We start from the raw sequence: 26,000 nt of genomic DNA, 5'->3' as shown, positions 1-26,000 counted from the left end.
TGACTCCTGGGTTGGGCCGACGGCCGCACGGTAAACCATCCGGACAATCCCGAATAGACGACAAAGTGAACAGCCGCCCAATTAGGTAACCCTCAGATTGCCGGGCCGCCAGAGCTGGGAACAACGAATGCCGCGCCGACTCGATGATCTCGAATCGACGCGGCATTAGTCTCTCCAGGCGGCTGCCTCGAGTTCGATCGGCCCGGCCGCGGAATTCATCCGGCTCGCCCATCAGGCGTTGACCGGAAGGGCAATGACGACCTCGCTCTCTTTCTCCGGCAGGTAGTGCGCCCGGAGCACGCGGCCCACCTGCACTTGGCCGACCCCGGCGGGTGCGAGGAACTTCGTCACCCGGGTGGCGAAGGTCGATCCGTCCGGCCGGGTGACCACCAAGCCGAGCTCGACCTCGGAGTGCCCCTCGCGGATCGTGCCGGTGACCGACAGCGACTGCACCACCGCCTGGGTGGCGATGCCGCGCTCGGCGATGTCGAGCTTGTGCCGGGTGGTCATGCCCTTGCGGATCAGGGACTCGTTGATCGCGTGCTGCGCGGCGGACGCGTCGCCGGACAGGTCGACCTCGACCTTGTCGGTCCGCCCGGGCAGGTAGCGCACCGGAAGCACCACCCCGGCGCGCAGCAGGGCCAGTTCGGTGAACGGCACGATCATCTTCGCGGAGGAGTGGAAGATCTTGCCGTCCGCGCCTTCGACGCTGAACTCGATATGCACCTGCGGCTGGTCGTTGACGGTGACGCCGGTCTGCCGCACCGATCGGACCGTGCCGAGACCGGTGAGACCGGCACGGAACTCCGCGCTGTTGCGGCCGGTCAGTGCGATCATGATGCCTTCCCCGGTGAAGGCGAAGACCATGATGACCAGGGTGACCGCGAGAATCGGCAGCGCCATCTCGATGCCGAGCCAGCCCATCCCGGAGGGCTCGTATGCACTGGTGGGGACGTAGGTTACGGCGCGGTAGACGTAGAGGCCGATCGCCGCGGCGGCGATAGCGAGGGCGGCGAGACGGATCTTGTTCATGACATTTCCTTTCGGTGCGAGATTCGGGGTTCGCCGCGCCCCGTCATCCCGGTAGCTGACCGGGATGACGGGGGCGGATCGGGGGACATGCGGTGATCAGGCGCCGACGATGGACGAGCAGGCGAAGGTGATGTCGAACTTCGACGTCTTCGGCCCCGCCAGCGGGTTGGTCAGGTCGGGGGCGCCCACGCCCTCGCCGGTGATCTTGTAGGTGTTGCCGTCCTTCACGACCGCGGCGGAGCCGCCCGGCATGCCGTTGCCGAAGCCGACCGCGTAGGGCAGGCCGTTGTCGCCGCCCTTGCTGCCCGCGATCCCGACCGCCTGCACGGTGTCGGCGTCGGTGATGGTCGCGCTCACCGAGAGGTTGCCGTAGGCGGGGTTCTCGGCGTCGGTCAGCGCCAGCGCCAGGGTGCCGCCCTGCTTGGCGCAGGTGGTGGTGAACTTCGCGTCGAAGGCCTTGCCGTCGACCGAGGCGACCGACTTCCCCGCCGGGGCGGCCGGCTGCGCCGAAGAGGGCGCGGGCGCGGCCGGGGAGCTGCCCTTGCTGTCACCGCATCCGGTGAGCACCGCGACGGCGGCGGTGGCGGCGAAAGCGGCTGCGGCGAAGCGGAGCGAAGTGGCGTTCATGATGTGTCCTTGTCGTCGGCGGGGCGGCGCCCCTGGTTCTTTTCCCGGCCCTTCGTGTTGGGCCGATGAGAGAAAGGTAGGAACGATTCGCGCTCTACCGATCCCAGGTTTCCGGCATTTACGCAGGTAGATGACTTGCGGCTGCACCTGACACAACCTGGACCCCGCGTCCCGAACGCGGCGACACCTGCCGCTCGCAGGGCCGGGTCAGAACGCAGAAGGACCGGCCGCTCGGACCGGCCCTCTGGGTTCACTCGACAGACACAACGAGGACGGCCCGGCTCGAATGTGATGCAAATCACGTCCGATTTGTCCGATTACCGGTGCTCGCGGGTCAGTGATGATGCCTCACGTATTCGATCCACGAAACGGAGGACATGTGACGACGGAGCGAGAAGTGACGTCCTGGAGAGAATTCCGAGACCACCTCGGCGTGGCGATCGTGCTGGCGGGCGGAGTGCTCGTCGGTGCGATCAACATCTATCTGGTAGGGAGCTTGTTGCCGAGCGCGGTCGCCGACATCGGCGGCGACAGGCTGTACGCGTGGAGTACGACGATCTTCTCGGTCGCGCAGGTGGCCGGCACACTGGCGGTGAGCCGGATGCTGTCTCTTCGCGGCACGGTCGGCTCGTATCTGATCGGATTCGGGGTCTTCGCGGCGGGTTCGGTGGTGTGTGCGGTGAGTCCTGTCATGGCGGTGTTCCTGATCGGCCGCGGGGTCCAGGGGCTGGGCGCGGGACTGCTCACCGGATTGGGTTTCGCGGCAGTGTATGTCGCACTGCCACAGTCGCTGTGGGTACGCGGGACCGCATTGATCTCGGCCATGTTCGGCGTCGGCACCATCGTCGGCCCGGCTATGGGGGGATTGTTCGCCCAGGTCGGTTTGTGGCGAGCCGCGTTCGTCGTCCTCGCCGTTGTGGGTGTGGCGGCAGCAGGTTCCGCGCCACGGGTCCTGCCCAAGAGTGACGACCGCCAGACCCCAGCACCGGTTCCGATCGTATCGCTGGCGCTGGTGGTCGGTGCCGCCACGGCGGTGAGCGTGGCCGGTGTTGTCTCAGGTGTCGCGGTGATGACGCTCGCGCTCGCGGTGGCCGTCGCTTCCGTGCTCGTGTTCCTGGCATGGGAAAGGCGTGCGGGGCAACGGATTCTCCCGGTCGCGACGTACCGCTCGGGCAGTCCGTTGCGGTGGGTGTATCTGACGATCGTCGTGCTGTCGGCCGGTGTGGGTGTGGAGATGTTCCTGCCCTTGTTCGGGCAACGCCTGGCCGGCTTGCCTCCGGTCGTGGCCGGATTCTTCGGTGCCGCCTTGTCTCTGGCCTGGCCGGTGAGTCAGATGCTCGTCGCATCGGTGCAGCAGGAAGCCACGATCCGGCGACTTCGAGTTGCCGGTCCGCTGCTGCTGGCGACCGGATTCCTGGGCCTGGCGTTGCTACAACGCAGCCATGTCTCCCTGCCGATGATTCTGGCCTGGTTGCCGCTGCTTTTCCTGGCCGGGGCCGGCATCGGCATTGCCTGGCCACACTTGTCGGTGGCCGCGATGACCAGCGCTCCGGACCCAGAAGAAGGCCAGAAGGCCGCGGCAGCGATTGCAACGATCCTGACCATGTCGACAGCCTTCGGAGCCGCCGTCGCCGGTCTGCTGGTCAACCTCGGTGGATCCTCGCTGGTCGACTCGGCCCGCTACCTACTGGTGGGATTCACCGCCATCGCCGCACTCGGCATCCTGACAGCTCTTCGCGTGAACCACACGACACATATACCGGACCCCCGCAAAGACACCACTGCGGTATAGCGCCAGCACGAAACTGTACTTAAGATTCAGCGCATCGGTTGGTTTCTTGCCCTGCCGACGTGCATAACTCGTTCGGCAGCGAGCGATTTTGTTACCCCGGATAACGTGCTGTTATCCGGGGTAATCCCGCCTGCGGCGATCCCGCCGCGGCCCGGGCGGTGAAGAACTCATCCCGTGCACCCTGTTCGGCTATCATCGCTGCCCGCAGGAGCGCGGGTCGCGACCGCTCGACACGACTCGCGAATAGGTGATCCGCCAAAATCACCCCTGACATACACTTTCACGCGCTCTGGCGATGTGCGGGGTTCGCTGGAAGACCAGCGTATTTCACCTGCCCTGGTTGGTGACGAACGCCTGGACGGCATCGAGGAACTCCGGGCCGCCCGCGGCGTATCCGCCGACGGTTCCACCGATCAGCACACCCACGGGGATGCTGACGCCCCATATCAGGGGCAGGCACGCCCCGAGGAGGCCGCCCACGATGGCACCTCCGACGACGCCGGGCATGTTCTTGTTGATCTGCTCCTTCAGCCGGTCGTAGGAGCTGATGTCTTCCAGCTGCGCGATATCGTCTGCCGTCGGGGTCGAGGTCAGGGTGCCGCCGTCCGCATCGATGTGCTGCGCAATCGCGAGTGAACTCCCGTCGACGGCATCCCCTTGCGGCACTGCGGCCACCGCCGCTCCGTCGCCGGACTCGAGCACCACCACACCGTTCTCGGTCACCGCAGTCGGCTGCGTCGTTACGCTCGGCTCCGCATGGGCGCTTGCCGCAGTGATACCCACGGCCGCGATGGCCATGAAAGCGGCAGCAGTGATTCTCTCGAACTTCATTCTTCGAATCCCTCCACTCAGCTGCCCCTGATGGGCGGACCGATTCAGACCTTAGGCGTCGAATCCGATGGTGTGTGGTACGCCACACACGGTTCGGAGTCACTGCATTCCTGTGACCGGCTGGAGCAGTACTCCGCGCATGCAGTGCGACAGCGCCGAAGAATCCGCCATGAGCGGGCCGTGAACCCGCCGGGACCGAGTCGCGGCAAATACACTGCACGCATGCGACGACCGCGCGCCATGGTGCTCGATGAGGTGTGGCGCAAGCTCGGCGGTGTCGAACCGCTCAGCGGCCCGCACGGTGGTCCGCTGCGCCGGACCGTGAAGCTTCTGCTCGACCCGCTGGTGATCCGTCCCGTGCAGAATCCACTGTGCGCGGGGCCGATCCTGACCGCCGACGGCGCGGTGTTGCTGGAGGCGCGCGTCCAGGCGGCGGCCGATGTGTTGCGGGCGACGGCGGCCTGGTTCACCGTGCTCAAGCAGGTGCGGCGCACGCTGCGGATCACCGAGGGGCATCCGCAGGATCTGTATTTCCAGCGTTGTTTCGAGTTGGCGACCACCATGGGAATGCCGGATCCGGCGCGGGCACGCGCGGTCGCGGAGGACGCGTTGCGCGAGATCCACGAGTACACCGCGGGACGCACCACGCAGGCGCTGAAGGAGTACCTGACCGACCGCGCACGGGAGCGCGAGTTGGCCGGGTTACTCGAGCTGGCCTGGCGGCGGCGCCCACCGACCGTGCCGCAGGGCGCCGACCACGCCGCCGAGGTGGACGCCCTGCTGGAGGCCTGCGCGACGGCACGCCTGGGCCGGGACGCCGCCGACGGACAGCCCGCACTGGACCGGCTGGTGGCCGACCATGCCGGTACACACACCGGAATCCGGCTGTGGCAGGACACCTCCGGCCATTCGGCTCAGGAACTGGGTCTGACCGCGCATCCGGTGCCGCTGCGCCCGGCGATCGGCTCCTCGGCCTCCAAATCGACCCTCGGGCTCCCCTTCGATCGCACCGTGTACGAGCGCGTGTTCACCGTGCTGCAAGCCTCCACCGACCGCGCGGAGCTGCCGCCGATCCCCGAGCTGGTCGACGCCGAGATCGCCCGGAGCTGTGCACCGTGGGCGCTGCTGGACGAGTCGCTGCGCGTGGCCGCGACGGCGGGAACCGCGCTGGCGACCGGCTTGGCGCCCATCGATCACCACCGCAAGCCGACGAGCCGACCGCGGCTGCGTCCGGCCGAAACGGAATCGGGCGCGGCACGATCCACGGCGCACCAGGCGGTCAACAGCCGCTGGCAGCGGGAGGCGTACGTCCTACAGGCCCGGCGACTGGTGGTGTGCGCCGACGCCGCCGAGCCGCCGACGGGTCCGCTGGCCGCCATCGCCGCCGAGCTGATCACGCCGTGGCGGCCATATCTGCGCCGGTTGTGGGTTCGCCTGCACGGCAGGGATGTCCGGGAATTCGCGATCTACGATCCGGACGAGCTGTGGGATCTGCTCGACGGCGTGGCGCGGTCGGTCATCCTGGACCATCGCACGCGAGTCAAGCGGGCGCTGAGCGTCCGGGTGAACGCGGGTGAGCCGGACGCGGCGGAATCGAAGGCGAGCTGATGAGCACCACCGTACGCATCCGCCGTCGAAACGACATGTGGATCATCGCGCCGGACGACGCTCCTACCGTCGTGGACGACACGGCCGGGATGGACGTACTCGTCCTCGAAGTGGCGGGCGGGCATTTGACCTGGAGCCTGCTCGCCGGGCAGCCGACCCCGGCGGCGGTGATCGATGATCTCGTCCTCGCACAGGAGTGGATCTGGGCGGTGTACGGCCCGGAGGTGTCCCTCGCACTCGACGAAACACCGGGCGATGAAGGGGAATACCCGGCCGAACCCGCGCTGCCGGACATCACCGCGCGCGCTTGGCGGCTCGGCTACGCCCGTTGGGCGGCGCGCTGGTGGCCCGCATCGACATTGGACGGCATCGCCCCGCTGGACGAGCGCCTGCTGGAAGACGAGATCGCCGCCTTGAGCGAGGAATGCGACTTGATCGTCGACGGGGCCGACGCCGTGGCCGAGGAGCGCACATTCGTCGAGACGCTCGGGCGCGCGGAGGACTACGCGCTGGCCGCCGGACCGGCCACGGCCGTCGCGCCCGGCGCGCTGGTCGTGGCCAGAGGCACCGCGGGGTGGGACTGGAATCGCTGCCCGCCAGGTCTGCTCGACGCCTCGGAACGCGCCGTGTCCTGGGAAGTGGTGCGCGAGGCCGGTGCGACGATCGTGCGGGTGAGCGCGGTCGCCGCACCGTTCTCGGTCGCGGACGTCCCCGCGCACCTGCACCCCCGGGCCGGAATCCGCACCGCGGCCGACGCCGTCGACGTGCCATTGCTCCGCGATGGCGATCTCTGGCAGGCCGAGACCGCGGCTCCGGCCGGTGCGGAAGCGGGCGTCACCGTACGCGTCTACGTGCCGGGCGTCGGCGTGGACGAGCCGGAGCCGGATGCCGCGTCCCGCCGGGCACGGATTCGCGAGCTGGTCACGGCGCGGCTGCGCCGGACGGCCGACGCACCCGGCAACCCCGTCGACACGCTTCTGCTGGCGGAAATTGCCGCAGCAGCATCGGATTCGGATTTCTGACATGGCCGACGAGACCCCCGACGACGGCCGCGAACTGCTCGCCGCGGGCGCGGCCGCCTACACCCGCGGGGACACGGCCGAGGCCCAACGCCTGTTCGAGGACGCCGCCGAGCGAACCACCGGCGACATCCGGCTCGGCGCGATCATCAACGCCGCGAGCATGGCCGACGAACTCGGCGACCACGCCGCCTCGCTCGCCCTCTACCGCTCGGCGCTGGCCGAAATGCCGGAGCACGCACCGCGATTGCGGCCCAACGCCCTGGTCAACATGTCCCAGGCGCTACAACACCTCGGTGAACTCCACCAAGCGCAGGCGGCGCTGGAGCAGGCGCGGGCCTTGCTCGCCGATAACACCGACGCCGACCTGGGCGTGCTGCGCGTTGCTTGTTCGCTCTCCCTGACCGCCGTCGCGTTGCACCGGCAGAACTGGGCCTACGCCGCCGAACTGGCCACCGAATCGCTGGAGGCGGCGCGTCGTTTCGCGCCGCAACTGGCCGGCCATCCGCTGATGAATCTCGCGGCCACCTACTTCGAAACCGGACGCCACGACTTGGCCGTCGATTTCGCGCGGCAGGCGCTTGCCGCGTTCGAGTCGGCGGGCGATCGCAACGCGGTCGCCGAGACCGAACAGAATCTCGCCACCATGCTCGTGCGCCTCGAGCGGTACGACGAGGCACAGGCCCCGCTGCGATCCAGTCAGCGATATTTCGAACAGGCGGGGCTCGCGCACCGAGCCGGAATCGGTCTCAAGACCATCGGATTTCTGGCTGAGGGCCGCGGCGAACTGACGGATGCGCGGGATCTCTACGCGCGGAGCCTGGCGTATTTCATCGAGTCGGGCGCCGTGCTCGACGCGGCCGATCTGCGCATCCGTTCGGCCACCGCGGCTTTCAAGACGGGCCGAGTAGGCGAATGCGAGCAACTGCTGGCGGAAGCGTTCGCGATCTACGCCGAGCGCGGCCTCGGACTGCACTGCGCCCAGCTCGATTTCTGGCACGCGACGCTGCTGGAAGGCGCGATCGAAGCGGCCGAAGCGCCGACGGCACAGCTGCTCACGCAAGCGGTCGGCATCGCCGTTCCGGCCGCGCTGGCCATCGACGCCGTGCGCTACACGCTGCCGAACGGCACGCAGCGCGAACAGTGGAAACGCCGGATCGCCGACCCGGCGATGCGGTTGGCCTTCCGCTTCGCCTATCTGTCCGGCAACGGGCTCCTTGTCGCCGATCTGATCGAGACACAGAGTGCTGGAACGGCTTTAGCGCTCGATCGGGCCGAGCGGGTGACCCCTGCGCGGCTACCGCTCGAATTGCCGGACCCGCCCGAGGACTTCACCGATCATCCCGGCAGCGCCGCACTCCAACTGGGCGCCGCCCTGGCCGAGGTCGCCGCCGAGGTGGGCCTGCCGGTCGCGCCGCCGCCGCGCCTGGCACTGGCCGCGGAGGGACGGATCGCACTCGAACCGTTCATCGCCGCCGCCGAACAGCGTTACGGCCGGGTGATCCGCGACGATCGGGTGCTGACGGTATGACGCGACCGACCGTGCACATCCGCATGGCGGACGCGGGCGACGTCTACGTGTCGTGGCGGTGGACCCATGACAGCGCGCCCCGCGGCGTGGGCGTGCTGCCGGAGGAGGCGGTCGTGCGGGCGGTCGGACTGCTCGCCGACGCGCTTCCACGACCCGCCGAGTCCGGTGGTCTCGAGCAGGCTCTCGCCTCCGGCGCATTCGCCGACTACGAGCGTGAGTACTCGATGGCACAGGCGCTTTCCCGCGCGCTGCTGCCCTACGGCCTGGCCGCGCAGCTCTACGAACTGTGGCAGCGCGGCGTGCGCCCGCACATCCGGTTGCAACCGTCACCGCGTCTTGCCCAGGTGCCGTGGGAACTCATCGCGCCGGACCGCGACGTCCGGCTGATCGACATCGCCGACGTCAGCTTGCTCGCTCCGGCGAGTGTCGTGCAGGCGCCGGGACGGATCGCGCGCACATGGGCCGAGACCGCCGCGAGCCCGGTCGTCGCGGTGCTGGATCCGCGAGTTCCCGGCTTCCGCGCCGATTCCACGCTCGGCTCGGTACTCGGCCGGATGACCGCCGAGGCGCCACTCGCGCAACGGATGGCCGGTTACGCCGCGAACGATCGACTGCGGCCCGCGGTGCGAAGCCCGGTGGACGCCTTCCGGCGCACCGATGTCGACCGCGTCTGGCTCGGCGCCGCCCTGCGCGCCGGCGCGAGTCGCTTGATCTACGTCGGGCATGTCACCGCCGCCACGCCCGAATCCGGCCGTAGCGAGGACGCCGAATTGCACCTCGCCTGCACCGCCGACGCCATCGGCTTCGCCGAGCCATCCCGCACGCACCGCCCGCTCTCGGCCAAGGACCTGCTGCTCGGCACGTACACCCTCGACACCGATCCCGTGGCAGGAGCACAACTGTGGCCGATGCCGAGCCGGGTCGCGCTGATCGCCTGCGAGAGCGGCGGCGACCTGCGCTTCAGCGAGGCGCTGGGCCTGACTGCCGCGATGATCACCGGCGGCGCGGAACTGGTCACGGCCAGCAGATGGGCACTGCCTACCGATTTCGCCTTCCAGCGCATCGCGGGCGCACCGCCGCAAGCGCAGCCGCTCCAGGAGGCGGTCTGCGCCATCGACGGATCGCACGAACAACCCGACCCGGTCACCGCGCTCGCCCAGTGGCAGCGCGGACGGCTTGCGGCGTGGCGTGACACCGGCGAAATCGAATACTCCCCCGTGCTCTGGGCGGCATTCGCCACCGTGTGCGCCTGACCCGGGCAAACCGCGCCCCAGCGCTTCCATATACCTCTCTACGTGCGGCGATGCCGTGAAAGCCGATCGAAATCGGGTAACGCTACTACTGCGCAAACCGACACTCAGCATCGAACGTGTGGATAAGCTCGAACGCCGTCGCCCATCACGAGTTCTGATCAGGAGAAGTAGCTACACCAGTCGGATGACCGTTTCGACCGGCCTCTGAGGAGCCCACCAATGCGCTACTACGCCGTCTACGACAACGACGGAAACATCGCCACCATCCTCGGCCAACCCGACGACGCGCCGCCCCTGCGCCCCGCCGCCTTCGACCGGGGACAGCGGATCACCGAACTGGTTCTACCGGAAGGGGTCCTGGACCCCGCCGACCCGGACAACCTGACCGCCCTGCTCGCCCTGGTCGCGGACCGCCGAGCCGAGGCGACGGCTTCGCACCGGCCTTCCCGCACCCCTACCGACATGGGCGCCCGCTGATCGCGGGCCGATAGACGCGCGGCCTCGCCGCCTGGTCACGCCCGCGTGAGAGCGACCACCGGGATGACGCGCGAAGTCTTCATCTCGTGTTCGGCGAAGAACGGATAGGCGTTCTTCAGCATGGCCCAGGTGCGGGCCCGGTCGTCGCCGGTGAGTGGTGTGGCCAGCGCCGAATAGGTCTCGTCGTCCACCTCGACGGTGACGTGCGGGTCTTTTCGCAGGTTCAAGTACCAGTCGGGGTGCCGGGGGGCACCGATGTTCGAACCGACGACCAACAGGCGATCACTCTCGCGGTGGAACATCATCGGGGTGGTGTACGGGGCGCCGGTTCTGCGGCCGATCGTGGTCAGCAGGATGAGACGGTCGCGGCGCATGCCGTCGATCTCGCCGCCCGCTCGGAATTGAGCGATGGTTCGCCGATTGATCTCTTTGACGTCCACGGTTCACCTCCCTTGCTGTGGGGACGAGGCTCAGCTTTCCCTCCGGCCGCGCGCGCTGTCCGGGGAACGCCGGGATCAACGGCGCCGCCTGCGCGTTCAGTCGCGATGGGCGAGCAGGTGCTGCATCAGCAGCCGGGTCAGCGCCTCGGACGCTTCCTCCGGAACCCAGTGCGAGACGTCCTCGAGCATTTCGAATCGGTACGGACCGGACACGTACTTCCCGGTGGCCAGTGCCGCGGTGGACCCGAAGACAGCGTCCTCGGTGCCCCACACGTACAGGGTGGGAACGCACGCCGGGCCGATCGAACCCGCGAGAGGCATGGCGCGATACCAGTTCAGTGCCGCGGTGAGAGCGCCCGGCAGCGCCAACCTGCGTACATACTCCTCGACGCGTTCCTCCGGGATCTTCCACTCGAAGATCCGGCGCAGCGCGGCACCGTCGTCGGCGAGTAAGCCGCGCTCCGCGGTGCGCGGCTGACGCAGCGTCGTCAGGTGGTGGGACCGCTGCGCTTGGTCCTCGTCCTCGGCGATCGCCTGCTGGAGCGCGGCCGGGTGCGGATGCGACACCGCGCTGAACGTACGGACCCGCTCCGGCAGCTCGGCCGCCGTCGCCCATCCGACCTGCGCGCCGCAGTCGTGCCCGATCAGGTCGAAACGCTCCCACCCCAGCGCGTCGGCGATCGCCACCACGTCACCGACCAGTTCCTCCAGCCGGTACTCGCCGGCTCGCTCGGGTCGCACCCCGGGTGAGTATCCACGCTGATCGGGCGCTACGGCGTGGCACCCGCCGCCGCCCAGTGCGCCGAGCTGGAACTCCCACTCGCGCGCGCCCTCGGGAAACCCGTGCAGCAACAGCACCTCCCGGCCACCGGGGGCGCCGGCGGCCAGTACGTCGAAGGTTCCCGCCGCGGTGCGAATCTCGAGTTCGTCGATCACCCGCCCGACTCTAGAACCGGGTACCGACGGTCGTCAGTGCTCGTCGAAGTGTCCGTCGTGGGGGGCGTGGCGGTGGCCGTCGTGCACGTAGTCGACATGATCCCCGTGCTGGACGGCCTCGTGACCGCAGTTGGGGCCGTGCTGATGCGGATGATCGGAGCACTCGGTATGCCCGGACCGCTCGCATTCGTCGTAGTGACCTTGGTGTTCGCGGTGCAGATGACCATCGTGGGCGTAGTCGATGTGATCGCCGTGCTGGAACGCCGTGTGCCCGCAGTCGGGGCCGTGGACATGATCGTGGCCGGTGTGCTGCGCATGTGCTGTGGTCATCGAATTCCCCTCTTTCCTGGCGCGGACAGCTGGAATCGTGATGAGGAATACATTAGCAGATGCGCATCAATAGCGATTGCCTTGCGAGTGCTGACACGCCTCAGAGCACCTGGGACAGAAACCTCTGCAGTCTCGGCGTCTGCGCGTCGTCGAACAGGGCGTCGGGCGAGCCGGTTTCCACGACCTGCCCTTGATCCATGAAGACGACGCTGTCGGACACGGTGCGGGCGAAGCCCATCTCGTGCGTCACCACGACCATCGACATGCCGCCGGAAGCGAGGTCGGCCATCAGGGCGAGCACCCCCTTCACCAGCTCGGGGTCCAGGGCCGAGGTGGCCTCGTCGAAGAACATGATCTCCGGCCGCATCGCCAGCGCCCGCGCGATGGCGACACGCTGCTGTTGCCCGCCCGACAGATTGGCGGGCCGGGTATCGGCCTTGTCGGCCAAGCCGACGATCTCCAGTTGCTCGACCGCCAACGCCCGCGCCTGGTCCTTGGACAGGCCGCGCAACTTGCGTGGACCGAGCGCGACGTTCTCCGCGACGGTCTTGTGCGGAAACAGGTTGAATTGCTGGAACACCATGCCGATGCGCTGACGCAGCCGGTCCGGGTTCTCGGTGAGCACGGACTTGCCGTCCAGCAGCACGTCGCCCTGGTCCGGCTCGTACAGCCGGTTCAGCACGCGCAGCAGGGTCGACTTCCCCGACCCGGACGGCCCGATGACGGTGGCGGTCTTGCCCGCGTCGACGTGGATGTCGATCCCGCGCAGCACGTGGTTGTGCCCCAACGTCAGATGCAGTCCGGTACCGGTGAGGGAGGCACTCATCTATCCGCGCCCTTCCGTGATCGTGGCCGCCTCGACCTGGTCCAGCGGCCGGTCGGGTCGGCCGGTCCGCATTCGGCGGTCGATGTAGTTCACCAAGTGGGTGAGCGGGACGGTCAGGACCAGATAGACCAGTCCGGCGGCCACCAGTGGCGAGAGATTCCCGGTCTGCGCGTTGAGATCGCGGCCGACGGCGAACAGCTCGCGCTGGGTGGCGAGCAGGCCGAGGAAGTAGATCAGCGAGGAATCCTTGATGAGGGCGATGAACTGGTTCATCAAGGCCGGCAGCACTCGGCGCACCCCTTGCGGGATCACCACCAGCGTCATCGACTGGCGGTAACCGAAACCGATGGCGCGCGCCGCCTCCAGCTGACCGGCCTCGACGGATTGGATGCCGGAGCGGAAGATCTCGCCGATATACGCCGAGGCGAGCAACGCGAGCGCGACCGCACCGAGCCAGTACGGATTGTTGCCGGTGAGGTTGCGCACCACCGGGCCGACACCGAGACCGATCAGCAGGATGATCACCACGGCGGGCAGGCCGCGGAAGATGTCGGTGTACACCCGTGCGGGCCAGCGCAGCCACCGGGTTCGCGAGATACCGGCGACCGCGAGCAGCATGCCGATGGCGGTGCCGAGCGCACCCGAGACCACCGCCAGGATCAGCGTGTTCGGCAGGCCGGTCTTGATCAGTTCGGGGAAAGCCTTGCGGTACAGCGACCAGTCGAAGAACGTGTCCTTCAACTGCCGCAAGGTGGATTTCGGCGCGTTCTGCTCGATCCGTCCCGGTTGCTCGTCCGCGGCGAGCGCGGCGAAGTCCGGCAGCTGCGGTGCGGGTGCGGCCTTGGAACCGGGCTTCCAGCCCGGAGGCAGCTGCCGTGGCACCCAGTCGCTGTAGAGCTTGGCGTAGGTTCCGTCCGCGATCACCGCGTCCAGGCCGCTGTTGAGCGCATCGATCAGCGGTTGGTTGTTCTTGGCGACCGCGTATCCGACGAAGTTGTCCAGGCTGAAGGTGTTCTGCGATACCGACGTTCCGTCACCCGGCTCGATCGCGCCTTCCGCTTGGGCGGACGGTGCGACCCATGCGTCCACCTGACCGGACTTCAAGTTCGCATAGGCGGTGTTGTAGTCCGGGAACTTCACCGGATCCAGCCCCAGCTGGTTCACCACGAACTCGTCCTGCACCGTGCCCTGGACCACGGCGACCCGAGTGCCCCGATCGAGATCGGAGAACTCCTTGATCGGGCTGCCGTTCGCCACCACCAGGGAGAAGTAACCGAAGTCGTAGCCGTTGGTGAAACCGACCAGCTGCCGCCGCGCGTCGGTGGTGGTGATGTTGGAGGAGCCGACGTCGAAGCGGCCGCCGGACACCTGGGCGAGCAGCCCGGCGAACTCCGTGCCGGAGAACTCCACCTGGAGACCGAGCTTGGCGCCGATCGCCTTCAGCAACTCGTTGTCGAAACCGGTGAACGCGCCCTGCCGGTCGACACAGATGCTCGGCGGGGCGTCCGACAGCGTGCCGACGCTGAGCTTTCCGGGCGTGATCAAGCCGAGCTTCGAGACATCGATCGAGTTCAGCGGCACGGTGCTCGCCGTGGTGTAGCGGTCGCTGCCCGCGGCGGCCGAGGAGGCCAGGTTGGTGGGCGCGGCCGAGGCGGCGGCCAGGCCGGGCGGTGCGCAGAGATTGCGCTCCGTCGCCGAGTCCTCGGAGCCGGAGCCGCACGCCGTCGCGCTGAGACCGACGGCAAGCAATATCACGGCGATCAACGCACGAGAACGCACAACGGGCACAACAGCCATGACGGACAACCCTAGCCGTGAAAATCTGCTAATCCACAGCTACCCCTGGGGTCGGGCCACGATCAGCCATGCCCGCGCGGTGGGTCGCCGGTTTCGATCATCCTGAGCCGAACTCCATGCGGGCCCCGCCCCGGTCGGCGGCAATCCGCTCAGGCCAGTCCACTGAGCGGTTCCGGATTGACCTCGTCGCGCCACCGGACGGCGGTCTGGACCTCGGCCAGGTCGTAGGCCGGTCCGCTGATCCCGATGGTGAACGTCGTCACGCCCGCGTCGACGAAGGCGGGCGCCTTCTCCAAGCCGGGCCACTGCACGGAGCGCTCGATGCGCGCCTGGTCGGTGCCGACGGCGGCGCAGTGCTCGGCGAGCACCTTGTTCTTGCGCGCGAGCACATCCAGGTCGGCGAAGGTGTGCCACATATCGGCGTACTGCGCGACCAGCCGCAACGTCTTCTTCTCACCGCCTCCCCCGATCAGGATCGGCAGGTCGCGGATCGGGCGCGGCTCGAGTTTCGGGAGCCGGGCGCTGACCCGGGCCAAGGTCTCCTTCAACAGCGCCAGCCTGCTACCCGGGGTGCCGAAGTCGTAGCCGTACTCGTCGTAGTCCTTTTGGAACCAGCCCGCGCCGAGCCCAAGAATCAGCCGGCCGCCGCTGATGTGGTCGACCGTGCGCGCCATATCGGCCAGCAGGTCCGGATTGCGGTAACCGCCGCCGGTGACCAGCGCGCCGATCTCCACGCGCTCGGTCTGCTCGGCGAACGCGCCCAGCATCGTCCAGCACTCGAAGTGCGCGCCATCGGGATCGCCGGTGAGCGGGTAGAAGTGGTCCCAGTTGAACACGATGTCGACACCCGCGTCCTCGCAGCGCAACACCGCGTCGCGGATGAGCCCGTATTCGGGCGCGTGCTGCGGCTGGAGCTGGACTCCGATACGAACTGGACGACTCATCACATGCTCCTCGTCGCTCGGCCTGCCCCCGTCCCGAGGCTACCGGCGCGGTCTGGTTCCCGCAGGCAGGCGCCCGCTGCCTCCGGCACGCGACGACGCGCCCGGCGCGGGCTAGGTTGGGGAGGCGATGCCCAGCCTGCGGAGGAGGTGTCGGGGTGGCCGACCGCGATGACGAGGTGGTTCGCGCGGTCGTCTCGGCGATTCTGCGTGATCGCGAGCAGCTGATCGCCGAGTTGTCGGCGATCATCCGCGCACAGGTCGAGGCGCTCGACCTGGACGCCCGGCTCCGCGATCTGTTCGAAGCGGGCACCACCGACAATTTGATTTCTGTTCTCGACTTCGTCCAGAACGACGCCGCCGAGCACGAGGTGCACGCCCCGGCCCGAGCGCTGGTGTACGCGCGGACCCTCGCCCAGCGTGATGTCCCGTTGTCGGCGCTGATTCGCGCGTACCGCGTTGGGCAGGCCGGTTTTCTCGATCTCGCGATGCGCTACGCCGTGGACCTGGGCGGTCCCGACAGCGCGGCGGCCATCATCCGGATCGTCAACCGCACGGCGGTGTACATCGACCGGGTCTGCGAGCACGTCGGGGTGGCGTACGAACAGGAACGCGACCGGTGGGTGGGCAGTCGCAGCGGACTGCGACAGGAATGGGTGGCCCGGGTACTCGACGGCTCGGCCGACGACATCGGCCAGGCCGAGCAAGTGCTGCGCTATCCCCTCACCGGCCACCACGTCGCGGTGAACGCCTGGACCGATCCGCAGCTGTCGGCACGGACCGCGTTGGATGTCCTCGATGCCGTTCGCGCGGCGCTGGCTCCGCTGTTCGGCAACCCGCGCAGGGCGTTGCTGGTGCCGACCGACGAACGGGAAGTTCGGCTGTGGTTCTCGGCTTCCCGTGACCTGACGATCGATGCCGACGCCATCGAGAGCTCGCTGGCGGCCATGTCGCTGCCGGTCCGGGTGGCGGTAGGCGGGCTCGGCGCAGGCGTGGCGGGTTTCCGTCGCAGCCTGCGCCAAGCCGACCGAGTTCGCGAACTCGTGCTGCTCGCCGGTCCGGGGGCGCCCCGGGCGGTGTCACACGATCAGGTGGCAGCCGTCGCGCTGATGAGCGGCGACATAGAGGAACTGCGTCGATTCGTGGCCGACTGCCTGGGCGAGCTGGTCACCGACGACCAACGCAATCTCTGGCTGCGCGAAACCCTGCGTGTGTTCCTCGCCAACAACCGCAGTTACGCCGCGGCGGCCCAGGAATTGGCCGTGCACCGCAACACCATTCAGTACCGGGTGCGGCAGGCGCTCGACCTGATCGGTCACACCTTCGACGATCACGACCGCACGCTCCATCTGCACCTGGCGTTGCAGGCCGCGCGCTGGCTCGGGCCGGCGGTACTGCACCGAGCTCATTGATCCGAGCCGCGCCGCTCTGTGCGCTGCGCACGAAAGTTGTACATAGTTTCAGCGTCAGCGAATATGGCCTGCCTCACATTCCGGTTCGTAGCATTCCTCCGAACAGGCAGCTGAGATGAGGAGAAACCGCTGTGTCAACGCTGGAAACCGCGCGCGGGCCGATCGACACCACCGACCTCGGGGTGACGTTGATGCATGAGCACGTCTTCGTGCTCACGGGGGATATCCACCAGAACTATCCGGCCGAATGGGGCTCGGAAGAAGAACGTATCGCCGACGCCGTGCGGCGGTTGCGGGCCGCGTACGACGCGGGCGTCCGCACGGTCGTCGATCTGACGGTGGTCGGGCTGGGTCGCTACATTCCGCGGATTCAGCGGATCGCCGAGCAGTTGCCGCTGAACCTCGTGGTCGCGACCGGGGTCTACACCTATGACGATGTCCCCTTCTTCTTCCACTACCGCGGGCCCGCGTTGAACGAGATAGTCGGCGCGCAGGTCCCCGACCCGATGGTCGACATGTTCGTCGGCGACATCCGCGACGGCATCGCGGGCACGGGGGTGAAGGCGGGCATGCTGAAGTGCGCGATCGATCGGCAAGGGCTGACCGCGGGCGTCGAACGGGTGATGCGCGCGATCGCCAGGGCCCATCTCGAGACCGGCGTTCCGATCACCGTGCACACCCATCCGGAGTCGCGGACCGGGCTCGACGTCAAGCGCGTGATGTGCGACGAGGAAGGCGTCGACCCGGGCCGCATCGTGCTCGGTCACAGCGGCGACACCACCGATTGCGATCACCTCGCCGAGTTGGCCGATGCGGGCTTCGTCCTCGGCATGGACCGCTTCGGCATCAACCTCGACACCACCTTCGAAGCCCGCGCGGACACCCTGATCGAGATGGTGCGCCGCGGCTACACCGACCGAATGGTGCTCTCCCAGGACGCCAGCTGCTACCTCGACTGGATCGAGCCCGCCGCCATGGCCGCCCTGCCGCAATGGCACTACACCCACCTGTTCGACGACGTGTTCCCCTACGTGCTCGAACGCGGCGTCACCGAGAAACAGATCGACACCATGGTCGTCGACGTCCCGCGCGCGTTCTTCGAGGCGCGAACACGCTGACATGGCCCGTCCCCGACCGGCCGGATAGTATCGACGGACCCTTACTCGGATCGTCCGGCACGTTCCTGCCGGGATGGGATGTGAATTCGTCATGGCCACTGTGACCTTCGAGAACGCGACGCGGCTCTACCCGAGTTCCGCCAAACCCGCGGTGGATCGGTTGAACCTGGAGATCGAGGACGGTGAGTTCCTCGTTCTGGTCGGTCCCTCCGGCTGCGGGAAGTCGACTTCGCTGCGCATGCTCGCCGGACTGGAGGACGTCAACGGCGGCCGCATCCTGATCGGCGACAAGGACGTGACGCACGCCGAGCCGAAGGAGCGCGACATCGCCATGGTGTTCCAGAACTACGCGCTCTACCCGCACATGACCGTCGCGGAGAACATGGGATTCGCGTTGAAGCTGGCCAAGGTCGCCAAGGCGGAGAAGCAGAAGAGGGTCCTGGAGGCGGCCAAGCTGCTCGATCTGGAGCCCTACCTGGATCGCAAGCCGAAGGCTCTGTCCGGCGGCCAGCGACAGCGGGTCGCGATGGGCCGCGCGATCGTGCGCCAGCCGCAGGTGTTCCTGATGGACGAGCCGCTGTCCAACCTGGACGCCAAGCTGCGCGTGCAAACCCGCACCCAGATCGCCCAGTTGCAGCGCAGGCTCGCCACCACCACGGTGTACGTCACCCACGACCAGGTCGAGGCCATGACGATGGGCGACCGGGTAGCCGTACTGAAGGACGGCCTGTTGCAGCAGTGCGCCACGCCGCGCGACCTCTACCGCGATCCGGCCAACGTGTTCGTCGCGGGATTCATGGGCTCACCGGCCATGAACCTGTTCACGCTCCCGGTCGCCGACGGCCGGGTCGAGCTGGGCGGGCACGCGCTCGCGCTGCCGCGATCGGTCGCGGACGAGGCCGGAGCCACCGTGACGGTCGGTATCCGGCCGGAGCACTTCGAGCTGGGCGACGGCTCCGGCATCGAGATGGAGGTCGACGTGGTGGAGGAACTCGGATCCGACGCCTACATCTACGGCCGCACCATCGCCGATGGCGGCTCCGGCGGCGGGGAAACCATTGTGGCGCGCGCGGATTGGCGCAATCCGCCCGCGAAGGGCGCCCGGCTGCGGCTGTCCACCGACCCGGAGCACATCTACTTCTTCGACACCGACGGGCGCCGGCTCAACTGAGCACGCCGCCGAGAGGCCCGCTCCTCAGCCGAAGCGCGGTGAGCGGGCCCGCGGCGATCAGGGCGTCGCGTCCGTTCGGCGGCCTTTCTCCGCTTCGGCATCGCCCGAGCGACGTTCGCGCGACTGCTGGACGTACTCCTGGTTGAGCCGCACGCCCAGTTCCTCGAGTTCGAGTTCGCGGCCGGATTCACTGCGCACCTGAACCCGCACCGGAGCGCCGGTCGCCTCCTCGACCAAGAGCAGCGGCGCCGGCCCCGGCTGCAAGTAGGCATCGCCCCACTGCATGAGCGCGAGCACGGCGGGTAGCAGATCCCGTCCCATCCGGGTGAGCACGTATTCGTGCCTAGTGCGCTTGCCTTCCTCTTGGTACGGCTGTTTCGCCAGCACACCCGCCTCGGTGAGGTTGCGCAACTGGGCGGCGGCGGCCGCGTCCGTGATTCCGACCCGGCTGGCGAAACCGTCGAACCGCCGGGTCCCGTAGTACGCCTCGCGCAGGATTAGCACCGCCGAACGGGTGCCGACGATGTCGAGCGCTTTGGCGATCGAGCATTCCTCGGCTTTCCACGAACTCAGATCGGCCAACGGTCCTTCCATCACTGCTGCCATGACGAACATCATAACCGAGCTGACTTGCTTCAACTATTGCCAGGTGTACTCTGACTATGTGTTGATAGAGCCAGGCATGGTGGCCGGGCTCTCCTCCGGAAGGAAGCACCATGAGAGACGCGGTGATTGTCGAGGCGGTACGCACCCCGATCGGCAAAGGCAAGCCGAACGGCGCACTGCACAACGTCAACGCGGTGGATCTGCTGGCCCACAGCCTGCGCGAGGTGGTGGACCGCAGCGGCATCGATCCCGCACTCATCGACGACGTGATCGGCGGCGTGGTCACACAGTTCGGTGAGCAGGGCGCGAATATGACCAGGCGGGCCGCGCTGGCCGCCGGCTATCCCGAATCCGTCCCGGCGACCACGGTCGACCGGCAGTGCGGCAGCAGCCAGCAGGCGATCCACTTCGCCGCGCAAGGCGTGATCGCGGGCGCTTACGACATCGTGGTCGCGGCGGGCGTGGAGTCGATGGGCCGGATTCCCATGGGCGCCAACCTGGTCGGCGCGCAGGACATCTCCGGGGTCGGTTTCGCCGAGCGATACCCGGAGGGCCTGGTGTCGCAGGGCATCAGCGCCGAGCTGATCGCCGCCAAGTGGGGCCTGACCCGCGGCCAACTGGACGAGTTCGCGCTCGCCAGCCACGAGAAGGCGGCGCTGGCCACCAAGAACGGGCTGTTCGCCAAAGAACTCGCGCCGATCAACGGACTCGCCACCGACGAGGGCATCCGGGTCGGCAGCACCTTGGAGACGCTGGCCGCACTCCGCCCGGCGTATTACGACCCGGCCATGGCCGCCCGCTTCCCGCAGATCGGCTGGGAGATCACGGCCGCCTCCGCCAGTCAGGTCAGCGACGGCAGCGCGGCGGTGCTCATCATGACCAGCGAGCGCGCCGAGCAACTCGGGCTGAAGCCGCTCGCCCGGCTGCACAGCTTCGCGGTGGCCGGTGACGACCCGCTGTTCATGCTCACCGCGGTGATCCCGGCGACCGAGAAAGTGTTGCGACGCGCCGGTCTGCGACTGTCCGACATCGACCTGTTCGAGATCAATGAAGCTTTCTCCCCGGTAGTGCTGGCCTGGGCGCACGACACCGGCGCAGACCTGGCGAAAGTCAACGTCAACGGCGGCGCGATCGCCATCGGACACCCGCTCGGAGCGTCCGGCGCCCGCCTGATGACCACCCTGGTGCACGCCATGCAGGACCGCGGCGCCCGCTACGGCCTGCAAACCATGTGCGAGGCAGGCGGTCTGGCGAACGCCACCATCATCGAACGAATCTGAGTGGTCGCGTGGTACCCGTCCCGGGACGGGTACCACGCTCAAATCGATACGAGCACTATGGCGATCAGGAAGCCGAGCAGCCAGGATTCGAGGATCAGCGGTACGGCGATGAGCGGGGTCCAGGCGATGGGCCTGCCGTGGCGCACTTTCTCCAGCGCCGAGACGACCGCCGCGAGAACCGATGCCGCTATGCCTGCCCAGGCGAGGACCTGCGCCCAGGGCAGATACCCGACGCCGCGGCCGTCGCGGCCGTCGCGTGCGAGCACATCGTAGAGCGGAACGAAAGACGCGATCAGCCAGGCGAGTCCGAAGACGATCACCCAACCCAGCGCCACGCGCAGGGCATCGGTCATTCGCCGCCGGAACTGCCGCGCCATACCTTCAGCATGACGGGCCTTCGCCCGCATGGCATCTCGACAGGCTCAGTGTCCCGTGTGCACCTGGGACGCCAGCGCCAGGCCACCGCAGAACGAGGCGACGATCAGCGCCATCGCGAGCATCGGCCAATACCACATGTACCAGCGCTTGACCGCGGCCACGATGAGCATCGCGGTCACGCCGACAATCGCGAACGCGGTGCCGCCCCAGGACACCGCGAACGCCCAGCCGAGGTAGTCGGTGCGACAGTTGTCCGGACCGCACGGATCGGTGGCGAAGGCGAAGAAGACGGTGAAGTAGGCGGCGGCCAGGCCGAGCGCCGCCGCGACGCAGTACAGCGAGACCGCGAGCACGACATCCCAGGTCCGCGCCGGCTGCCGCGCGCCGGGGTGCGCGGGCATGCCGTGCTGCGGCGGCCAGGGCTGCGGGGTACCGGTCTGAATCATGCTCTGACGATCCCGCTCAGCACGCGATGGCGCCTGCGGGAAAGTACTCGAGTCCGCATGCGCAATCCCCGATCCGCGGCAGCGGCCGAATAGGCTGGGTGGCGATGAGCGACTCCGCAGCGCAGAACATCGTCTACGCCATTCCGATGCGCACCCGTTTCCGTGGCATCACGGTGCGCGAGGGAATGCTGATCCGGGGACCGCTCGGGTGGGGTGAATTCTGCCCGTTTCCCGAATACGGCGATCGGGAGGCCGCCGCCTGGTTGTCCACCGCCTTGGAGCAGGTGACGACAGGCTGGCCCGAGCCGGTGCGGGATCGGATCCCGATCAACTGCACCGTGCCTGCCGTGGACGCGGAGCAGGCGCACGCGATCGTGGCCCGCTCCGGCTGCCGCACCGCCAAGGTGAAGGTCGCCGACCACCCCGAATCGCTCACGGAGGATCTGGCCCGGGTGGAGGCGGTGCGCGACGCGCTCGGCTCCGGCGGCGCCATCCGGGTCGACGCCAACGCGGTCTGGGATGTCGACACCGCCGTGCGCCACATCCAGCGGATCGATAAGGCCGCGGGCGGGCTGGAGTACGTCGAACAGCCGTGCCGGACCATCGAGGAACTCGCCGCGGTGCGCCGCCGCGTCGACGTCCGCATAGCCGCCGACGAATCCATCCGCCGCGCCGAAGACCCGCTGCGGGTCGCGGTCGCCGGGGCTGCGGACATCGCCGTCCTCAAGTGCACGCCGCTGGGCGGCGTCCGCCGCGCCCTCCAGGTGGCGGAGGCGGCGGGACTGCCCTGCGTGGTCTCCTCCGCCTTGGAGACCAGCGTCGGCCTCGCCGCGCAACTGGCGCTGGCCGGCGCGCTTCCCGAACTCGATTTCGCCTGCGGTCTGGGGACTTCGAGTCTGCTCACCGGTGACGTGACGCCGGGATTGCTGCGCCCCTCGGACGGTTATCTCCCGGTCCTGCGCACCCCGCCCCAGCCTGACCCCGAACTGATGGAACATCACCGTCATCCCGACCCCGCGCGCACGGCGTGGTGGCGGGAGCGGTTGGCCCGCGTCACCGCCTTGGTCGCACCGGCCCCGCCTCCCTGACAGCGCGAGAATCGCCCACCAACGGCAACACACGCCGGCCTGTGACGCCGGTCGTCGTTCCGGTCAGCGCGTCGCGCCACACACCATCGGTCCGAGACTCGGCGATGCACCGGCGGTCGCTCACCCGATTCGGACGCCGCAGCCGAGCATCGTCGTCCGCAAGAGCAACGCCGCCTCCGGGCCGACGACGCCGTCCACCAGTTCCACGTATCGGTCGCAGAATTCGGGGCCGTGCGCGGCCGCCGACCCGGGGACCGATTCCAGGTGGTGCGCCAGTTCGTGCAGGATGACCAATTCCCGCAGCGCCCAGGCGGTGCCGCCGGTGTGCAGCGGAACCGCGAGGACGCCCTCGGCCGCCTCGTAGTGCGCAGCGGTGCTCCCCGCACGCGAGCGGACGCGCACGGCCACCGCGGCCCGTTCCCAGCGCGCCCGCACCCAATTGAGCGCCAGCACCTTGTCGGTATAGCTCTGCACGGATTCCACCGACGCGAAACGGCGCTCGATCGGCAAGGTGAGCTGCGAGCCGTAGAGCTCGACGGTGCGCACACCGTGCTCGTCTGCCCGATCGAACACCCCGCGGACCAGCTGCTCGGCGTCGTAGACTTTGGCGCGCTGGCTGTCGCGCACGGTCATCGCCGCGACGCCGCTCTCGCGGCGAGCATCAGCCGGTTGCCGAGCTGCGCCGACCGCGCCGCGTGCGGGCCACCCGATCGCCCAGTCCAGCTCGTGATATCCACGCTGGTCAACCGCCCTCGGAGGAGGTCAACTTCCTACGGGCGGCCGGAAGCTCGGGCGGGGTCCCGATTCGGGCGGCCCGGCCCGCGCGATCCCCCGCCGCCCGCGCCGCCGCCGAATGTCCCGCCGACGTCTGCGGCCCGCGCCAGGTGCCGCGCGCCTCCGACGTCCGGGCGTAGAAATCTGTGAGCTCGATCTCTTTGTCGCGCAACGCGAGCGCGGTGCCGACCACTTCGGTGTCGCCCGGCAATACCTCCGCTTCGACCCCCGCCTTTTCGAGCTCCGCCTTTTCGACCTCCGCCTTCACCTCGGCCAGCCGCCGCCCGATCCGCGCCGCGAACGCCATCTGGAAGTTCAGCCGCGCCGTCACGCCCGCGACCGGCGCCTGCACCCGGCGCCGGACCTGGCGACCCCACCGCTTCTCCACCACGATCTTCTCGACGGTGGCCGATCGGTAGGCGCCGGACTTGATGTACTGGTCGGACGCGCGCACCATCTGCACGAGCAGACTGGCGTAGAGCGCCTCGCAAGTATCGATGTCGGAGTCGAATCCATAGGCGTAGACCTGCGTCGAAGTCCTGGCGACATCACAACGCACGTCGTTGGCCGCCGCGATCGCGACGAACAACTGCACGTAGGTGCGCAAGCCGCGCTTGCCCGGCTCGCCGATCGGGATGATCCGCTGCACCGGGGTGGGCCTGCGCTCGCGTCCCACGAAATGCGCCCGCGCCACCGCGAGGTCGATGGACGACTTCGTGGCCAGTCGCTGAGCCGCGGCGAGGAACGCTTCGGCCTCGTGCTCGTTGTCGGTGGACTCGGCCTTGCGCAGCAGCCCGCCGATGCGTGTGAGCATCCGGTCGGGTACCGCGTTCGGCGAAGTCATCACGGCCAAGCGTAGCGAGCACTTCCCGCCACTCTCCCGCACGCCGTATCGACACCATGTATCTTGCCTTGTGCACCGGCAGGGTGTGCTGCCGCTCACGAATGATTCTGGAGTGTTTGCGATGGCTGTGAAGAAGGTGTCGTCTCTACGTTCGTCGCTCGTGCCACGGGCCGCGGTCGCGGTCGCATCGGTCGGGCTGCTGACCGCGACGTTCACCAGTGCCTGCTCCAGCGACAGCGGCGGCAGCCCGACCAGCCAGAACCTGACCGGGCGCGGCCCGATCACCTACGTCGAGGGCAAGGACACCACCGAGACCGGCGCGGTCAAGCAGCTGATCGAGCGCTGGAACGCCGCGCACCCGGACGAGCCGGTGACGTTCAAGGAGCAGTCGAACGACGCCTCACAGCAGTACGACGACCTGGTCGAGCACATGCGCTCCAAGCAGTCCAACTACGACGTGGTCGCCCTGGACGTGCCGTGGACCGCCGAGTTCGCCGCCAAGGGCTGGCTCCAGCCGCTGAAGGACTCCTTCGCCATCGACACCAGCGCGCTGCTGTCCCCGCCGGTCGCCAGCGCCACCTACAACAACACGCTCTACGCCGCGCCGCGCAACACCAACGGCGGCCTGCTGTTCTACCGCAAGGACCTGGTGCCGAACCCGCCCAAGACCTGGAACGAACTGCTGGCCCAGTGCCCCATCGCGCGCCAGCAGAACATCGGGTGCTACGCGGGCCAGTTCGCACCCTACGAGGGCCTGACCGTGAACGCGGCCGAGGTCATCAACGCCTACGGCGGCAGCTTCGTCGGCGCCGACGGCAAGACCCCCACGGTGAACAGCCCGCAGTCCCGCGCCGGACTGAAGGTCCTGGTCGACGCGTACAACAACGGCGACATCCCCAAAGAGGCCATCACGTTCAAGGAGCCGGAATCCAGCAACGCCTTCGCGCAGGGCAAGCTACTGTTCCTGCGCTCGTGGCCGTCCACCTTCGGTGACGTCGGCGGCGAGGCCTCCGCCGTGAAGGACAAGTTCGCGGTCGCTCCGCTGCCCGGCGAGAACGGCGTCGGCGCCTCCACCCTCGGCGGCTACAACGCGGGGATCAGCGCGTACTCCAAGAACAAGGCCACCGCGCTGGACTTCCTGCGCTTCCTGATCAGCGAGGACGCCCAGCACATCGTCGCCTCCGGCGCGCTGCCCTCGGTGCGCGCGTCCATGTACGACGATCCGGCGCTGATCGCGAAGATGCCGTACCTGCCCGCGCTCAAGGACTCCATCGCCAGCGCGGTGCCGCGCCCGGTCACCCCGTTCTATCCCGCGGTGTCCAAGGCCATCCAGGACAACGCTTATGCTGCGTTGAACGGAACCAAGTCCGTCGACGACGCGATCACGGGTATGCAAAAGGGCATCGAGACCGCCGGATCGTGAGCCGTTGAGCACAACGGACC

Annotated in this window: 26 protein-coding genes; 12 read left to right on the top strand and 14 right to left on the bottom strand. The window is 68.3% G+C overall.

The window, feature by feature from the left end; genetic code table 11:
- Positions 1–231: 231 nt before the first annotated feature.
- Both GVY39_RS11820 and GVY39_RS11815 read right to left on the bottom strand, forming a co-directional pair.
- The gene (locus GVY39_RS11820) at positions 232–1,032 is read right to left on the bottom strand and encodes a hypothetical protein (protein WP_159923327.1); all 801 of its coding nucleotides are present in this window, start codon (positions 1,030–1,032) and stop codon (positions 232–234) included.
- A 96-nt stretch (positions 1,033–1,128) separates the two neighbouring features.
- Complete coding sequence (locus GVY39_RS11815) at positions 1,129–1,659, bottom strand: lipoprotein LpqH (protein WP_159923329.1); 531 nt, start codon at positions 1,657–1,659, stop codon at positions 1,129–1,131.
- Between the two features lie 379 nt (positions 1,660–2,038).
- On the opposite strand from GVY39_RS11815, the gene GVY39_RS11810 reads away from it, so the two are divergent.
- Positions 2,039–3,451: an MFS transporter gene (locus GVY39_RS11810; protein ID WP_236565403.1), complete on the top strand. Its 1,413-nt coding sequence runs from the start codon at positions 2,039–2,041 to the stop codon at positions 3,449–3,451.
- Positions 3,452–3,778: 327 nt separating this feature from the next.
- Here GVY39_RS11810 and GVY39_RS11805 read toward each other — a convergent pair whose 3' ends face one another.
- The gene (locus GVY39_RS11805) at positions 3,779–4,282 is read right to left on the bottom strand and encodes a hypothetical protein (RefSeq protein WP_159923331.1); all 504 of its coding nucleotides are present in this window, start codon (positions 4,280–4,282) and stop codon (positions 3,779–3,781) included.
- Positions 4,283–4,522: 240 nt separating this feature from the next.
- On the opposite strand from GVY39_RS11805, the gene GVY39_RS11800 reads away from it, so the two are divergent.
- The 5 genes from GVY39_RS11800 (at position 4,523) to GVY39_RS11780 (ending at position 10,170) form a co-directional block, all read left to right on the top strand.
- Complete coding sequence (locus GVY39_RS11800; protein ID WP_159923600.1) at positions 4,523–5,890, top strand: hypothetical protein; 1,368 nt, start codon at positions 4,523–4,525, stop codon at positions 5,888–5,890.
- A complete protein-coding gene (locus tag GVY39_RS11795; RefSeq protein ID WP_236565404.1) occupies positions 5,890–6,912 on the top strand; it encodes a hypothetical protein in 1,023 nt (340 codons plus the stop codon). The genes GVY39_RS11800 and GVY39_RS11795 overlap by 1 nt, the downstream gene beginning before the upstream one ends.
- Position 6,913: 1 nt before the next feature.
- The gene (locus GVY39_RS11790) at positions 6,914–8,440 is read left to right on the top strand and encodes a tetratricopeptide repeat protein (RefSeq protein ID WP_159923332.1); all 1,527 of its coding nucleotides are present in this window, start codon (positions 6,914–6,916) and stop codon (positions 8,438–8,440) included.
- Complete coding sequence (locus GVY39_RS11785) at positions 8,437–9,693, top strand: CHAT domain-containing protein (protein ID WP_159923334.1); 1,257 nt, start codon at positions 8,437–8,439, stop codon at positions 9,691–9,693. The genes GVY39_RS11790 and GVY39_RS11785 overlap by 4 nt, the downstream gene beginning before the upstream one ends.
- Positions 9,694–9,912: 219 nt before the next feature.
- Positions 9,913–10,170 carry a hypothetical protein gene (locus GVY39_RS11780; RefSeq protein ID WP_159923336.1) on the top strand — a complete coding sequence of 86 codons (258 nt, stop codon included), beginning with the start codon at positions 9,913–9,915 and terminating at the stop codon, positions 10,168–10,170.
- A gap of 35 nt (positions 10,171–10,205) precedes the next feature.
- Here GVY39_RS11780 and GVY39_RS11775 read toward each other — a convergent pair whose 3' ends face one another.
- From GVY39_RS11775 to GVY39_RS11750, 6 genes are all read right to left on the bottom strand, one after another.
- On the bottom strand, positions 10,206–10,610 hold the full coding sequence (locus tag GVY39_RS11775) for a nitroreductase family deazaflavin-dependent oxidoreductase (protein WP_159923338.1): 405 nt from the start codon (positions 10,608–10,610) through the stop codon (positions 10,206–10,208).
- Positions 10,611–10,706: 96 nt separating this feature from the next.
- The gene (locus GVY39_RS11770) at positions 10,707–11,546 is read right to left on the bottom strand and encodes an alpha/beta fold hydrolase (protein WP_159923340.1); all 840 of its coding nucleotides are present in this window, start codon (positions 11,544–11,546) and stop codon (positions 10,707–10,709) included.
- A gap of 33 nt (positions 11,547–11,579) precedes the next feature.
- Positions 11,580–11,876 carry a hypothetical protein gene (locus GVY39_RS11765; protein WP_159923342.1) on the bottom strand — a complete coding sequence of 99 codons (297 nt, stop codon included), beginning with the start codon at positions 11,874–11,876 and terminating at the stop codon, positions 11,580–11,582.
- A gap of 100 nt (positions 11,877–11,976) precedes the next feature.
- Positions 11,977–12,702: an amino acid ABC transporter ATP-binding protein gene (locus GVY39_RS11760; RefSeq protein ID WP_159923344.1), complete on the bottom strand. Its 726-nt coding sequence runs from the start codon at positions 12,700–12,702 to the stop codon at positions 11,977–11,979.
- A complete protein-coding gene (locus GVY39_RS11755) occupies positions 12,703–14,499 on the bottom strand; it encodes an ABC transporter substrate-binding protein/permease (RefSeq protein WP_159923346.1) in 1,797 nt (598 codons plus the stop codon). It lies immediately after the preceding gene.
- Positions 14,500–14,648: 149 nt separating this feature from the next.
- Positions 14,649–15,443 carry an LLM class F420-dependent oxidoreductase gene (locus tag GVY39_RS11750; RefSeq protein ID WP_159923348.1) on the bottom strand — a complete coding sequence of 265 codons (795 nt, stop codon included), beginning with the start codon at positions 15,441–15,443 and terminating at the stop codon, positions 14,649–14,651.
- A gap of 155 nt (positions 15,444–15,598) precedes the next feature.
- On the opposite strand from GVY39_RS11750, the gene GVY39_RS11745 reads away from it, so the two are divergent.
- The 3 genes from GVY39_RS11745 to GVY39_RS11735 all read left to right on the top strand — a co-directional run bounded on the left by GVY39_RS11745 (position 15,599) and on the right by GVY39_RS11735 (position 19,141).
- Positions 15,599–16,852: a CdaR family transcriptional regulator gene (locus tag GVY39_RS11745; RefSeq protein ID WP_159923350.1), complete on the top strand. Its 1,254-nt coding sequence runs from the start codon at positions 15,599–15,601 to the stop codon at positions 16,850–16,852.
- 131 nt (positions 16,853–16,983) lie between these two features.
- On the top strand, positions 16,984–17,970 hold the full coding sequence (locus GVY39_RS11740) for a phosphotriesterase (RefSeq protein WP_159923352.1): 987 nt from the start codon (positions 16,984–16,986) through the stop codon (positions 17,968–17,970).
- A 91-nt stretch (positions 17,971–18,061) separates the two neighbouring features.
- Entirely contained in the window at positions 18,062–19,141 is a 1,080-nt protein-coding gene (locus tag GVY39_RS11735; protein WP_159923354.1) for an ABC transporter ATP-binding protein, read from the top strand.
- Positions 19,142–19,198: 57 nt separating this feature from the next.
- On the opposite strand, the gene GVY39_RS11730 is transcribed toward GVY39_RS11735, so the two are convergent.
- Positions 19,199–19,759, bottom strand: a complete 561-nt coding sequence (locus GVY39_RS11730) for a helix-turn-helix domain-containing protein (RefSeq protein ID WP_195069936.1) — start codon at positions 19,757–19,759, stop codon at positions 19,199–19,201.
- Positions 19,760–19,857: 98 nt separating this feature from the next.
- Here GVY39_RS11730 and GVY39_RS11725 point away from each other — a divergent pair, with 98 nt between their 5' ends.
- On the top strand, positions 19,858–21,027 hold the full coding sequence (locus GVY39_RS11725) for an acetyl-CoA C-acyltransferase (protein WP_159923358.1): 1,170 nt from the start codon (positions 19,858–19,860) through the stop codon (positions 21,025–21,027).
- Positions 21,028–21,065: 38 nt separating this feature from the next.
- On the opposite strand, the gene GVY39_RS11720 is transcribed toward GVY39_RS11725, so the two are convergent.
- Both GVY39_RS11720 and GVY39_RS11715 read right to left on the bottom strand, forming a co-directional pair.
- Positions 21,066–21,404: a hypothetical protein gene (locus GVY39_RS11720; RefSeq protein ID WP_159923360.1), complete on the bottom strand. Its 339-nt coding sequence runs from the start codon at positions 21,402–21,404 to the stop codon at positions 21,066–21,068.
- Between the two features lie 45 nt (positions 21,405–21,449).
- Positions 21,450–21,851, bottom strand: a complete 402-nt coding sequence (locus GVY39_RS11715; protein ID WP_159923362.1) for a hypothetical protein — start codon at positions 21,849–21,851, stop codon at positions 21,450–21,452.
- 104 nt (positions 21,852–21,955) lie between these two features.
- Here GVY39_RS11715 and GVY39_RS11710 point away from each other — a divergent pair, with 104 nt between their 5' ends.
- On the top strand, positions 21,956–22,939 hold the full coding sequence (locus GVY39_RS11710) for an o-succinylbenzoate synthase (protein ID WP_159923364.1): 984 nt from the start codon (positions 21,956–21,958) through the stop codon (positions 22,937–22,939).
- A 120-nt stretch (positions 22,940–23,059) separates the two neighbouring features.
- Here the strand turns inward: GVY39_RS11710 and GVY39_RS11705 are convergent, their stop codons facing one another.
- Both GVY39_RS11705 and GVY39_RS11700 read right to left on the bottom strand, forming a co-directional pair.
- Complete coding sequence (locus GVY39_RS11705; protein ID WP_159923366.1) at positions 23,060–23,572, bottom strand: TIGR04338 family metallohydrolase; 513 nt, start codon at positions 23,570–23,572, stop codon at positions 23,060–23,062.
- Positions 23,573–23,681: 109 nt separating this feature from the next.
- A complete protein-coding gene (locus GVY39_RS11700; RefSeq protein ID WP_236565405.1) occupies positions 23,682–24,557 on the bottom strand; it encodes a DUF2786 domain-containing protein in 876 nt (291 codons plus the stop codon).
- A gap of 121 nt (positions 24,558–24,678) precedes the next feature.
- Here GVY39_RS11700 and GVY39_RS11695 point away from each other — a divergent pair, with 121 nt between their 5' ends.
- Positions 24,679–25,980 (top strand): ABC transporter substrate-binding protein, encoded by a 1,302-nt coding sequence (locus GVY39_RS11695; RefSeq protein ID WP_159923368.1) that lies wholly within the window; start codon positions 24,679–24,681, stop codon positions 25,978–25,980.
- Positions 25,981–26,000 lie beyond the last annotated feature (20 nt).

Source organism: Nocardia sp. CY15 (assembly GCF_009829295.1).
GTDB lineage: Bacteria > Actinomycetota > Actinomycetes > Mycobacteriales > Mycobacteriaceae > Nocardia > Nocardia sputi.
This window is presented reverse-complemented; position numbering and strand designations above follow the sequence as displayed.